The 13,854-nt window shown below is 34.9% G+C and carries 11 protein-coding genes; 2 read left to right on the forward strand and 9 right to left on the reverse strand.

What is annotated here, in order from left to right:
- Positions 1–18: 18 nt before the first annotated feature.
- The 8 genes from ACP7AQ_RS12230 to ACP7AQ_RS12265 are packed head-to-tail and all read right to left on the reverse strand — an operon-like array spanning position 19 to position 11,455.
- Entirely contained in the window at positions 19–1,815 is a 1,797-nt protein-coding gene (locus ACP7AQ_RS12230) for a cytochrome c oxidase subunit I (RefSeq protein WP_426062946.1), read from the reverse strand.
- 28 nt (positions 1,816–1,843) lie between these two features.
- Positions 1,844–3,001: a cytochrome c oxidase subunit II gene (locus ACP7AQ_RS12235; protein WP_426062945.1), complete on the reverse strand. Its 1,158-nt coding sequence runs from the start codon at positions 2,999–3,001 to the stop codon at positions 1,844–1,846.
- Between the two features lie 19 nt (positions 3,002–3,020).
- Positions 3,021–4,496, reverse strand: a complete 1,476-nt coding sequence (locus ACP7AQ_RS12240; RefSeq protein ID WP_426095638.1) for a quinol:cytochrome C oxidoreductase — start codon at positions 4,494–4,496, stop codon at positions 3,021–3,023.
- A gap of 27 nt (positions 4,497–4,523) precedes the next feature.
- On the reverse strand, positions 4,524–5,069 hold the full coding sequence (locus ACP7AQ_RS12245; RefSeq protein WP_426062943.1) for a c-type cytochrome: 546 nt from the start codon (positions 5,067–5,069) through the stop codon (positions 4,524–4,526).
- Between the two features lie 7 nt (positions 5,070–5,076).
- Positions 5,077–5,601 carry a DUF3341 domain-containing protein gene (locus ACP7AQ_RS12250; RefSeq protein WP_426090848.1) on the reverse strand — a complete coding sequence of 175 codons (525 nt, stop codon included), beginning with the start codon at positions 5,599–5,601 and terminating at the stop codon, positions 5,077–5,079.
- Complete coding sequence (gene nrfD / locus ACP7AQ_RS12255) at positions 5,594–6,997, reverse strand: NrfD/PsrC family molybdoenzyme membrane anchor subunit (RefSeq protein WP_426062941.1); 1,404 nt, start codon at positions 6,995–6,997, stop codon at positions 5,594–5,596. Before nrfD ends, ACP7AQ_RS12250 begins: the two co-directional genes overlap by 8 nt.
- 37 nt (positions 6,998–7,034) lie before the next feature.
- Positions 7,035–10,091, reverse strand: coding sequence for a TAT-variant-translocated molybdopterin oxidoreductase (locus ACP7AQ_RS12260; RefSeq protein WP_426095639.1), 3,057 nt, complete (start codon positions 10,089–10,091; stop codon positions 7,035–7,037).
- Positions 10,092–10,120: 29 nt separating this feature from the next.
- Entirely contained in the window at positions 10,121–11,455 is a 1,335-nt protein-coding gene (locus tag ACP7AQ_RS12265; protein ID WP_426095640.1) for a c-type cytochrome, read from the reverse strand.
- A 215-nt stretch (positions 11,456–11,670) separates the two neighbouring features.
- Here ACP7AQ_RS12265 and ACP7AQ_RS12270 point away from each other — a divergent pair, with 215 nt between their 5' ends.
- The gene (locus tag ACP7AQ_RS12270) at positions 11,671–12,060 is read left to right on the forward strand and encodes an SPOR domain-containing protein (RefSeq protein ID WP_426062938.1); all 390 of its coding nucleotides are present in this window, start codon (positions 11,671–11,673) and stop codon (positions 12,058–12,060) included.
- 519 nt (positions 12,061–12,579) lie between these two features.
- Here the strand turns inward: ACP7AQ_RS12270 and ACP7AQ_RS12275 are convergent.
- Positions 12,580–13,602: a DUF6563 family protein gene (locus ACP7AQ_RS12275; protein WP_426095641.1), complete on the reverse strand. Its 1,023-nt coding sequence runs from the start codon at positions 13,600–13,602 to the stop codon at positions 12,580–12,582.
- 123 nt (positions 13,603–13,725) lie between these two features.
- Between ACP7AQ_RS12275 and ACP7AQ_RS12280 the strand changes: the two genes are divergently transcribed.
- The coding region (locus ACP7AQ_RS12280) for a helix-turn-helix domain-containing protein (RefSeq protein WP_426095647.1) at positions 13,726–13,854 on the forward strand (129 nt) is incomplete at its 3' end.

A 13,854-nucleotide genomic window follows, 5' to 3' on the forward strand; every position in this document is an offset into this window, starting at 1 on the left:
GAGGCTTATCATAATGTTTTAGTGGTGTAAAACTTCTTCACCTTCTTTCATTGGAATGTTTTGAGGTACAAAATCTACATCGTGTGCCGGATTACTGTAGTCATAAGGCCAACGGTACACATGAGGAATTTCACCTGGCCAGTTACCGTGAATGTGTTCTACTGGAGCAGTCCACTCAAGTGTATTCGATTTCCATGGATTCATTACAGATTTTTTACCGTAAAAAATACTAACGAAAAAGTTGTACAAGAAAACCAATTGAAAAGCCCCACCAATTAAAGCAAATGTTGTAATCAAAACATTCACGTTTTGCAAATCATCAAATAACGGAAAGTTCGTGTTTGTGTAATAACGTCTTGGTAAACCGGCTAATCCGATAAAGTGCATTGGGAAGAAAACTCCATAAGCACAGATTGCAGTGACCCAAAAGTGTACATAACCAAGATTTTTGTTTAACATTCTTCCAAACATTCTTGGGAACCAATGATAGATTCCGGCGAACATACCATAAAGAGCAGAAATACCCATTACTAAGTGAAAGTGCGCTACTACAAAGTAAGTATCATGCACATTGATGTCCAAGGTACTATCCCCAAGAATAATTCCTGTTAAACCACCTGTAATAAATGTAGAAACTAATCCAATGGAAAACAGCATAGCAGGATTCAATTGTAAATTTCCTTTCCACAATGTGGTTATGTAATTAAACGCTTTTACTGCCGATGGAATAGCAATTAATAAAGTTGTAAAGGTAAATACAGATCCTAAAAACGGATTCATTCCAGAGACAAACATGTGGTGACCCCAAACGATAGTCGATAGAAACGCAATTGCGATTATTGACATAATCATCGCTCTGTAACCAAAAATTGGTTTGCGCGAATTTGTCGCAATCACTTCAGAAGTAATACCTAAAGCTGGTAGTAAAACGATGTATACTTCCGGGTGCCCTAAAAACCAAAATAAGTGTTCGAACAATACTGGTGAACCACCTTGATAATGTAAAACTTCTCCGGCAATATAAATATCCGATAAGAAGAAAGAAGTACCAAAACTTCTATCAAAAATTAATAACAAAGCTGCCGATAAAAGAACGGGAAAAGAAACTATACCAATGATAGCAGTAACAAAGAACGCCCAAATCGTAAGTGGCAACCTTGTCATTGACATTCCTTTTGTTCTAAGATTAATAACCGTCACAACATAATTTAACGATCCCATTAATGATGAAGCGATAAATATTGCCATAGAAATCAACCATAAAGTCATACCTAAACCTGAACCAGATATTGCTTGTGGTAATGCACTTAAAGGAGGATAAATTGTCCATCCGGAATTCGCTGGTCCTGACTCAATGAATAATGAACTTATCATTATAACACTTGATAAAAAGAATAACCAATAGGAAATCATATTCATGAATCCTGATGCCATGTCTCTTGCTCCAATTTGCAGTGGAATTAATAAGTTACTAAATGTTCCACTTAAAGCCGCTGTAAGAACAAAAAACACCATTATTGTCCCATGTATAGTAACCAATGAGAGGTAAATATCATTTGTCATTACCCCGTTTGGAGCCCATTTATCACCAAGTAGAATATTAAAAATCTTAAATGATTCTTCTGGCCATGCCAATTGCATTCTAAATAGCATAGACATTCCAACTCCAATAATCCCCATGAAAATACCAGTAATTAAGTATTGCTTGGCAATCATTTTATGATCGATACTAAAGATATATTTAGTAATAAAAGTGTCTTTATGGTGATGTTCGTGTTCGTGATCTATCGTGTGATCGTGACCTTCTGCTGACATATATGTTTACTTTAAATTTTCTTGTTAATTATTTCATAGCCGTTACGACAGCCGCTGCAGTATCTTTTCCTTTTGTGGAATCGGTAACAGTTCCTGCATCTGTTGTAGCAGGTTCAGCCAAAGCAGCTTTTACTTCGCTTACGATAGTAGCTTTATCTTTCAACCATGCTTTATAGTCTTCAGGTGTATCTACAATAATTTTCATTTGCATGTTATAATGTGATGCCCCACAAATTTTATTACAAAGCAATAAGTAGTCAAAAGTATAAGGATCTAAAGCAGTTTCACCCTTCGCAACTAAATCAATACTTTTCTTCGTTCTCAAAGCATTAATGTTAGCTACTTTTTCTACCATAAAAGGTAATTCTCTGTATTCTGTTGTTGTATAAATAGGTTCAAAAGCAAATTGAGTAACCATACCTGGAACACAATTCATCTGAGCTCTAAAGTGAGGCATGTACGCTGAATGCAAAACATCTTGAGAACGCATTTTGAACAGAATCTTTTTACCTTTAGGGATATGCAATTCAGTTACCACAATATCATCTTGTGAATATGGATCAGCTAAATCAACTCCGACAGCGTTTGCTCCTTCAATAAATCTAACATTAGCCTTACCTAATACATTATCATTGCCTGAATATCTTGCTTTCCAGTTAAACTGTTGTGCATACAATTCTATAACAATAGTATCTTCATCTTCATCAACAAACATAATATTTGTCCAGGCGAAAAGTCCATAAAGAATCAAACCTGCTAAAACAACCGCCGGAATAACACTCCAGATCGCTTCTAACTTATTATTATCAGCAAAATAAAGCGCTTTTTGATCCTTTTTACCCCTGTATTTGAAAGCAAAGTAATGCAATAAAACTTGAGTAACAGCCTGTACTATAAAGATGAGAACCCATGTAATATTCATCAAGTTATCTACTTCACCACCATGCGCCGAAGCAGGTGTGTGAAGAACTAAAGGACCCCATTTAAACAATCCATAAATTGAAAAAATATAAATGAAAGCTAAAAACCCGAACATCAAATAACCTTGAACGTTATTGTCGTTATCTGTAGCTACTTCCGAACTATCTGAATTGGAACCAACTTGCGTCAGATCGAATATTTTAGTCAATTGCCATAAAGCAACAGCTAATAAAACTAAAACTATAATTACCAACAAACTTGTCATCTGTTTTTTTTATTAAATATTAATAATGAAAATGTTTACTTTCCTCAATAAAAGGATTTCTTTTTGCCAACAAAGGTGATTTAGTTAATGCCGTGAAAACAATATATATAAATAATCCTAAGAAGAAAAGAACGGATGCTATTTCTGATATACCTATGAACCATCGGTCTCCTACAGTTCCCGGCATTATCATATTAAAGAAATCAATATAATGACCAGCTAATATAACAACTCCAGCCATAACTAATACCCAAGTAATTCTTTTAAAATCTGTATTGATTAATATCAATAAAGGGAATAAAAAATTCATTGCAACAGCACCAAAAAATGGAAGATTGTACAATTCAATTCTGGTAATAAAATACGTCACCTCTTCAGGAATATTTGCGTACCATATCAACATGTACTGTGAAAACCATAAATAGGTCCAAAAAACACTAAAACCAAACATGAATTTCGCTAAATCATGAATATGACTTGTATTAACATACTCTAAAAACCCTCTTGATTTCAAGTACAAAGTAACTAAAGCAATAGTAGTTATAGCACTCACAAAAAAGCTAGAAAAAACATACCAACCAAACAATGTACTAAACCAGTGCGGATCAATTGACATTATCCAATCCCAAGACATTATGGATTCAGATACTATAAAAAATACAAGAAACATTGCAGAAAGCTTGAAGTTCTTTTTATAATTAAGATCATCATTTGCCTCATCTTGCGCCAAACAATTTTTTCTTGAAAAATATTGGTATAAACTCCAACCCGTCAAAAATATAGCAGCTCTGACAATCCAAAAAGGAAAATTCAAATAACTTGATTTGTTCGCAATTAATTTATCATTCGCAACAACTTCAGGATCTAACCATATAAAAATGTGATTCAAATGTAATCCACACAATATTAAAATTACGAAAAAGATAACTGAACCTACTGGTAAATATGCCGTTATACCCTGCATAACTCTGAACAAGACCGGAGACCAACCGGCCTGCGCTACTTGTTGAATTGCATAAAAAACTAAAACACCTAATGAAACAAGCATAAAGAATATACAAGCAACATACAAAGCAGACCATGGTTTATTTTGTAATTGGTGCAAAACATGATTCAAATGTTCTTTGTGTTCAGTCTCTTCACTAACTTCATGACCGTCCTTTTTTACAACCGACTCAATTTGAGTTTCTTCAATAGCTTTAGCTGTGTCATCCGCCATCGAATCAACAGTTGGATTAACTACTGTTGTAGATTCCACCACTTTAATGTCTTCAGTTGCTTCACCATGGCCAACAGCAACTTCATGCGACGATTCGACTGAACTAGCCCCTTCGTGTTTTGCTTCGCCATGTCCACCATGACTCTCGGCTGCAAGAAGTTTTTCAACGTCTTGAATATCTTTTGGTGCAGTTAAAAAACCATATCCAATTCCTAATATACCTATGGCCATTAAGATGAAAGAAAGAGTTTTTAATTTACTTGAAAATGTATACATATCTATTACGATCAGTTTGTTCAACAATTATAATTCGCTTTTTAGTTTTAGAACATAGTCAGTAACTAACCAACGTTCATGGGCACTCAATTGGTTTGCATGGGAACCCATTGAATTTAAACCATAAGTTATTACGTGAAAAATACTTCCTTCAGTAATAACTCTATCTTTATAACTAGGAACACCCAGAAATTTCTCTCTTTCAACAAGCTTTCCTTTACCATTTCCAGAAGCACCATGACAACTGATACAATATATTTCAAAAAGCGCTGCGCCTTTTTCAGCGTCTCTACTTAAAGAATCCAGTGGAGATTTGAGATTCGCTTTCGCCAACTCATATCCAGCTGTAGAATTTTCGTATTCAAACGGCTCAGTACCTCTATCTAAACTTCCTTCAGCAGGAAGTTGTCCTTCTTTACCATTTTTAAATGCATCCGATTCAGCATAAGTTTCATACCCTACTGATTCATACATATTTGGAAAATACTGATAGTTTGGTGCCGCATTATTATGGCATGATGAAACTAAAATAGTAAAACCAAATAAAAGTGTTATTTTATATACGCTTTTCATATCTATATTAATGCTTATCTATTACTTTAACTTCTACAGCTCCCGTACTTTTAAAAAAAGAAATCAATTCTTCTTCATTATCATTTACAGCAACTTCCATTAAAAAATGGTCATCCGTAGTTCTTACATCTGGATTCTCCGCATCTTTAAAAGGCCATAATTTACTCCTCATATAAAAAGTAATAACCATAAGATGGGCAGCAAAAAATACAGTAAGTTCAAACATAATCGGCACGAACGCCGGCATATTTTCAATGTAACTGAAACTAGGCTTACCACCAATATCCTGCGGCCAATCTTGAATCATGATATAATTCATCATAGCTGTAGCTACCGCCAGTCCAACACAACCATACAGAAAAGCGCAAACCGCTAATCTTGTCGGTGCAATTCCCATAGCTTTGTCCAAACCGTGAACCGGAAATGGAGTAAAAACCTCTTCAATATGATGATGAGCAGCTCTGGTTTTCTTCACCGCATCCATCAAAATATCATCGTCATTATAAATGGCGTATATTACTTTATTACTCATGATGTAAATCTTTATTTGCTTCTCTTGCTCTTTTGTAATTATCTCCAGTCCCTTTCAAAATTGTTTTTACCTCTGCCTGCGCGATTACAGGGAACGTACGTGAATATAATAAAAACAATACAAAAAAGAAACCTATTGTTCCAATGAAAATACCAATGTCAACAAATGTAGGTGAAAACATTGTCCACGAAGATGGTAAATAATCTCTATGTAACGAAGTTACAATAATCACAAATCTCTCAAACCACATTCCAATATTTACGACGATCGAAATAATAAACGAAAACAAGATACTGGTTCTTAATTTTTTAAACCACATAAACTGTGGAGAAAAAACATTACATGTCATCATCGACCAATATGCCCACCAGTATGGTCCTGTAGCTCTGTTCAAGAAAGCATATTGTTCGTATTCTACACCTGAATACCATGCCACAAACAATTCTGTTATGTAAGCAACACCAACAATTGAACCCGTAATCATAATAACGATATTCATCAATTCAATGTGTTGAACCGTGATGTACGCTTCTAGATTAGATACTTTTCTCATGATAATCAGCAAAGTATTTACCATTGCAAATCCTGAGAAAACAGCTCCAGCAACAAAATATGGAGGAAAAATTGTAGTATGCCACCCCGGAATTACAGATGTAGCAAAATCCATCGATACAATAGTATGCACAGATAGTACAAGTGGAGTAGCTAAACCTGCGAGTACTAAAGATACTTCTTCAAAACGTTGCCAGTCTTTTGCTCTACCGCTCCATCCAAAACTTAATATAGAATACACTCTTTTGTTAAAAGGTGTAATAGCTCTATCACGTAACATCGCAAAATCAGGTAATAATCCAGTCCACCAGAATACTAATGAAACCGAGAGATACGTTGAAATTGCAAACACGTCCCAAAGTAATGGCGAGTTAAAGTTTACCCAAAGAGAACCAAATTGATTCGGAATTGGCAAAACCCAATACGCTAACCATGGACGTCCCATGTGGATGATTGGAAATAAACCTGCCTGGATAACAGAGAAAATTGTCATTGCTTCTGCAGAACGATTAATCGCCATTCTCCAACGCTGACGAAAAAGTAATAATACAGCGGAAATAAGAGTTCCCGCGTGACCGATACCAACCCACCAAACAAAGTTCGTGATATCCCAAGCCCATCCAACAGTTTTATTTAAACCCCATGTTCCAATACCTGTAGATACGGTGTAAATTATACAGCCAAGTCCCCAAAGGAAGGCTATTAATGCAATTGAAAACACAATCCACCAATGTTTGTTTGCTTTACCTTCCACAGGCGCGGCTACATCTACAGTTACATCGTGATAAGTTTTATCACCTATAACTAAGGGTTTTCTAATAGTTGCTTCGTAGTGAGACGACATAATCCTTAATATTGATTCTTAATTAATTATTTTTGTACTAGGTATTTCTAACTTTAACGTGATAAATCACATTTGGTTTTGTTCCAACATGCTCTAATAAATGATACATCCTTTCGTCAGTAGCTAATTTAGATACTACGCCTTCTTTATCATTTATATCGCCAAATTTCATTGCCCCATTAGAACAAGCATTAGAACATGCCGTTTGAAATTCACCATCAACAATAGCTCTTCCATCGTTTTTAGCTTTCAAAATTGTCGCTTGGGTCATTTGAATACACATTGAACATTTTTCCATAACTCCACGAGAACGAACATTAACATCTGGATTTAATACCATACGCCCTAAATCATCATTCATGTGATAATCAAATTCGCTGTTTTTGTTATACAAGAACCAGTTAAAACGACGCACTTTATAAGGACAGTTGTTAGCGCAATAACGTGTTCCAACACATCTGTTGTAAGCCATGTGATTTTGACCTTGACGAGAGTGTGAAGTCGCAGCAACTGGACAAACCGTTTCACAAGGCGCATGATTACAATGTTGACACATTACCGGTTGAAAAGAAACCTGTGGGTTATCACCCGCTTTTTCCATTTCATTAAACGTAGACAATGAACTTGATAAACCTGCAATGTTTTCTTTTCTTTCGTTATCGCCTTCAAAAGTGCTTTCAGAAGAATAATATCTGTCAATACGCAACCAGTGCATATCACGACTTCTTCTTACTTCTGATTTTCCAACAACAGGAACGTTATTTTCTGCATGACATGCAATTACGCAAGCGCCACAACCAGTACAAGCATTCAAATCAATTGAAAGATTAAAATGATGACCTACCGAACGATCAAAAGAACTCCATAAATCTACTTTAGTTGCCTCAACTTCTTTGTGATCCAATGAAACCATTGGTTGTTCATTCCAAACGTGAGCATCTTTTGTATTGAAAATTTCTAGAGAAGTTTCTTTAATGATATCTCCTCTTCCCATTAATGTTTTCTGACCTTGAACACAAGCAAACTCATGTTCTCCTCCGGCTTTCGCCAAAGTTACAGATTGTACATTATTAAAACCTTTATATAAAGAGTAAGCGTTTAAACCTACCATCATTTCTTCTTTCAAAGCCGCTTTACGACCATAACCTAATGCTAAACCAATAGTCCCAACAGCTTGACCTGGCTGAACAATTACCGGAACATTTTCTAATTTAAGTCCATCAACAGTAGTAATAGTGGCATAACTTCCGTTCAAACCACCGTTTGCTACAATTTCATTAGATAGTTCATATTTCTTTGCATCTGCATTCGAAACAGTAACATAATTATCCCAAGAAACTCTAGTAATTGGATCAGGAAACTCTTGCAACCAAGGGTTATTGGCTTGTTGTCCGTCTCCCATCCCAGTTTTAGTGTATAAAACAAGCTCTAATCCTTGGGCAGATTTTGATTGTCCCAAAGCAATTGCAGCCGCAGCAAAATCAGCTGAACCACCAGCAGAACCTGGAATAGCCCCTACGTAAATACCATCATGCAATACTTTATTCCAAGAGGAACCCGCTATTATTGTTGATGCACTAGCTTTAATATAATCATAAAACGCTACTGTTGATCCATTCAATGACAACAATATATCTTGAAATTGTTTTGTATTAAAAAGTGGACGAATTGTAGGCTGAGTAATTCCATAAGTACCTTTTGTGATACTTACATCATTCCATGATTCTAAATAATGAGGAACAGCGGCAGCAATAGTACTTATTAAAGCCGTTTCATCTTCTTTTAATGAAAACGCCACTGATGTTTTTACTTTTTTAAGTCCTTCAACAAAAGAAACACTATCTGCTAAAGTATACACCGGATTAACACCACTCATTAACAAAGTATGAACACTACCCGCTTTCATATCATTGACTAACTGCGTAACTTTTGCATCAGAACCTTTTCTGATTTGTCGCACTCCAGAAGTACTGAAAGCTTCACTTGCCAGCACTTGGTTGATTGCCAAAACTAACAATTGAGCATTTTTATCTTGAATACCAGAGACTAAAACTCCTTTTGAACCAGCAGCTTTCAACTGTTGAGCCGCTTTTGCAACTTCTGCTTTAAATTTATCTTCTAAACTTACAGCAACAGCAGAACCCGTTACAATATTATAAATATGAACTAATGCTTGTTTTTGATTCGCAGTAGACATTGGCAAACGCTTATCAGCAGCAGCACCTGACAAAGTCATATTTGCTTCTAATTGGAAATGACGAGACATTTTGCCTGCCTTAGGAATTCTTCCTTTAGCATAACCCGAATCATAACTTCCACCTTGCCAATCTCCAAGAAAATCAGCTCCAACAGAAACAATAAGTGAAGCTTTAGAAAAATCATAATCAACCAAAGCTCTTTCTCCATACACTGTTTCGAAAGCATCTAATGCTGCAGATTCAGATATAGCATCATAAACAATATGTTTAGCATTTGGATTTTTACCGATAAATTCAGCTATCAATTTTTCAGTTGACGGACTGGCTAATGTATTCGTCAAAAGCACTACTTGACCACCTTTTGCAGTGGCATCAGCTATGCTTGATTTAATTTTAGAATCAACAACAGACCAAGTTGAATTTTTACCTTCAATTTTAGGTTCTTTCAAACGCATGCTATCATACAAAGAAAGAATTGAAGCATGAATTCTTGCGTTAGCACTAAACTTAGCTCCCGCAATAGTGTTATTGTCTATTTTAATAGGACGCCCTTCACGAGTTTTCACTAAAAGATTAGCAAAATCAAATCCATCAAAAACAGAAGTTGCATAATAATCCGCAATTCCAGGAATGATTTGTTCCGGCTGCAGAACGTAAGGTATAGACTTGTTCACAGGACCTTCGCAAGCTGCAAGCGTAGCTGCCGCAGTACTAAAACCAACGTACTTTAAAAAATCACGACGTGATGTTGACGAAGATGACAAAGCGTCATTATTTCCTAAAAATTCATCAGTAGGAATTTCTTCAACAAATTCGTTATTTCTAAGCGTCTCAACAATAGAACTATTTTTGTCTAGTTCTTCAACACTTTTCCAGTATTTTTTGTTTGATGACATATATAAATATTAAAATCTTAATAATTTGATTAATAGTGGCATTTACCACATTCCAAACCTCCCATTTGTGCCGCAGTCAACTTGTCTACGCCATATTTTTTAGAAAGTTCATCATGAATTTTTGTGTAATATTCGTTGCCCTCCATCTTAACCTCTGTTTTTCTGTGACAATTAATACACCAACTCATTGTAAGTGGGGCAAATTGTTTTTGGATTTCATACTCCTGAACAGGACCGTGACATGTTTGACATTCTATTCCAGCAACAGTTACGTGTTGAGAGTGGTTGAAGTAAACAAAGTCAGGCAAATTATGGATACGAACCCACTTAACTGGTTGCGTTTTACCGGTGTAAGTCTGTGTTGTTTGATCCCAGCCAACAGCTATATACAATTTTTGAATTTGTTCATCATAAAAAGCTTTACTATACTCCGGTGTAGCTGTCGATTCGGCAACTTCCGCAATATTTTTATGGCAATTCATGCACACATTCAAAGATGGTATTCCACCATTTTTACTTACTCTTGCCGCAGAATGGCAATACTTACAGTTAATTTCATTGTCTCCAGCATGTATTCTATGTGAATAATGGATTGGCTGGATCGGAGCGTAATTCTGATCTACACCAATTTGCATTAGATACCCATAAATAAAATAAGCACCAGCCAATAGCAAAAATACCGAAGTGACTAGAACTAGAAATTGATTTCTGGCAAATGCTCTCCAAATCGGAGTTGTTGGTGTTTTTGGAGCTACAACGATGCCATTAGCTTTAGCAACTTTTGTTAAAACTTGATTCACCAAGAACAACATTACGACCAAAATAATCATAACAAGAGCCAGAGCACCTAAGATAATGTTATTAGACATTCCATTGTCTGCTGCGGCAGCACCAGGAACCGCTTCAGTCCCACCAGCAACTGCAGCAGGTGCTTCTGCTTTCGGCTCTGACGTGTATGCAATGATATTATCAATATCAGCATTAGATAACTGAGGAAAAGCCGACATCACTGCCTTGTTATTTTCTTCATAAACCTTTACAGCCTGAGCATCTCCAGACTTAATCAAGTCAGAACTGTTTTTAATCCACTTGTAAAGCCACGGCATATCATATTTACCAGCTATACCTCTTAGAGCAGGACCTGTAGCTTTAGCATCTAATTTATGGCATGCAGCACAATTTGCATTGAACAATTCTTTACCTTTTACAGCATCTCCACCAGTTACCGCGGCAGGGGCCGCAGCTGCATCAGTCACCGCAGGAGCAGCTTCTTGAGCAAATGAAGTTAAAGAGAAAATTACCGATGAGGCTAAGCCCAAAAATAATTTTCTTGTGATCGAATTATGGTTACCCACCTTTTTCATATAGTATAAAGATTATCTACTAAAATTTGGCACAGTTTTTTCTAAATGAATTGTAAAAACTGCTCCGTTATTTTAAAACTTGGACAAAAATACGACTTAAGAACTGTTCTCAAAACCTTAAAATAGTCTTAATTTCAATTTATATCTATTCTAAATAACATTTGACGTTTAGCATCATTCCTTAAATATTACTTTTGCACAAAAACAATCACATTATGAGAATTTTAGCCATTCAAAAAGCCTTTTTTATCTTTATTACAATATGTATTTCAAGCCTCAGCGCAAGTGCACAAGGTGGAAATATTACAATAAAACAAGATTCCAAATTCGAACAATTATTAAACGAAAAGCGAAAAACAAATATTTCTACTGCAGAAAATGACCGATATAAAATTCAAATTTTCAGTGGTGAAAGTGATAAAGCTAAAAACACATTGAATCAATTTAGACAAGAATTCAGCGACTTAGATGGCACCATTATCTTTTTCACTCCCATTTACAAAGTTTGGATTGGAAATTTTAAAACACGAATTGAAGCTGAAAGAAACTTAATCGAAATTAGAAAAAGATACACTAATGTACATTTGATAAAACCTGTAAGCTAAAAATTATATTTCTTTTACATTGCAATTTTCAATGGATACAGGAAGGTAGCAGCAAGCAAAAAAGCAACACGTCTAGAGTTGCTTTTTTTGCTTTTTGTCTATCCTTTTAAACCAAAATCCAAAGATATTTACGCAACATTTCACCTTAAATTTAGCAAAGTAAGGAAATTCATTTTTTGTTTGAATTTGTCAACTGACACCGTTTACAAAATGCCAAAGATTGACAATATATCCTCGCTAGGGATTTCACAAAGTATATATAGTAAAAAAGATTACTTAGGTTGTATAAGTTCAAACTTCTTTTATAAAATACTTACATGGGTGTGTTTTATTGTAAAGATAAACCGAGTTAGATTAATTAATAATTGAGATAAATAAATGTACAATCTAATATAAAACAATATCAATTATATTAAATTTTAACAAAATGAGCCCGATAAAATATCGAGCTCATCAAAATCATATTTATCATGAATTTATTTGAAATTTTGCTGCAGTCTAAATCAGGTATCTTTTTTATTAATGAGCTATTGTTTCTTGGTAATATTTTTTAAGAATAGTTTTTATATCCGCACTGCTTTTCTTGCTGTTTTTAAAATCTCTGAAGAGCACTGGATATGGCACCAACATAGCTTTCATTTCATTATTTGATAAAAAAGAAGGCTGACCAGAATAACAATCAATAAGCATTGGCACTGAAGAGCTGCTTGTCGCGGAAGCAATGACTACACCAATTAGCCCGAACATTGCGCCCATAGCAACAACATTATTGGTATTATAAACTACATTTTCTACGTAATATTTACTTCCAATTATTTCGGTTTTTGCATAATATTTTGCGTTTGCATACTTTGATACATTTACATAAAAAACGTTTCCATCACTGAATCCGTAGTAATTCAACTCTTTCGATTTAGTCGTTTTATTAAGCAAATAAAATCGCTCATTTTTGTTCGTCATTTCAAAATTACTATCGTCAAGCGGATTATTATTCAAAACGTCGACGTAGGTCAAATAAACACCCTTAGACGGAACCGCATCAAGTGTTTTACTTTTAATATTTTGATCAACATCAAAAACTATAGAAGTCTTATCATTATCGCTCGTTTTCATATAATTAGTTAAACATTCCTGCAAACCTTTTTTCAATCTTTCATCGTGTTTATTAGTAACATCCATACCACTACTTTCTGCCGAAGCGGCATATGTCCCTACGATATATTCAATCCCTTCTTTAGGCTCAATAATATCGACGACTAAAGTCGCATATCCTGTTTCAGACATTGCTCGAGTAAGTTCAGAAACATATAATTCATTAATACGAATAGAGATTTTAGACTTATTTTTTTCTTTTGGACAGACAATAGCAAGGTAACCCGAAAATTCATCTATTATTGGATTTTCAAAATTCGCTAAAACTTTTCTGTTGAATCCTCCTTTTTGAACGGTTCCAATATTTTCTTTAAACTGTCTACCTTCGTAAACATTTTCGACATAAAAATTAAATTCTGAAACTTTATCATTTTTGTCTACTAGATTCAACTAATTAATGCAACTTTTAGGGGGGAGATAAAGACATTTTTTCAAAAGAAAGGACTTTTAAAAAGCCCTCTCTCTCGAATGGAATAAATGTTCTTTATTTGCTCCTGACCAAAGTTGTAAATAATGAGCCACCTAACCAGCGAACAAAGATACACAATCGGTGTATTATTAGATCAAAACTACAATAAAAGTGAAATAGCAATTCTTATAAATAAGGACAAATCTGTTATAACACGTGAATTAAAACGCAAT

It is taken from the genome of Flavobacterium sp. DSR2-3-3, assembly GCF_049896585.1.
Classification (GTDB): domain Bacteria; phylum Bacteroidota; class Bacteroidia; order Flavobacteriales; family Flavobacteriaceae; genus Flavobacterium.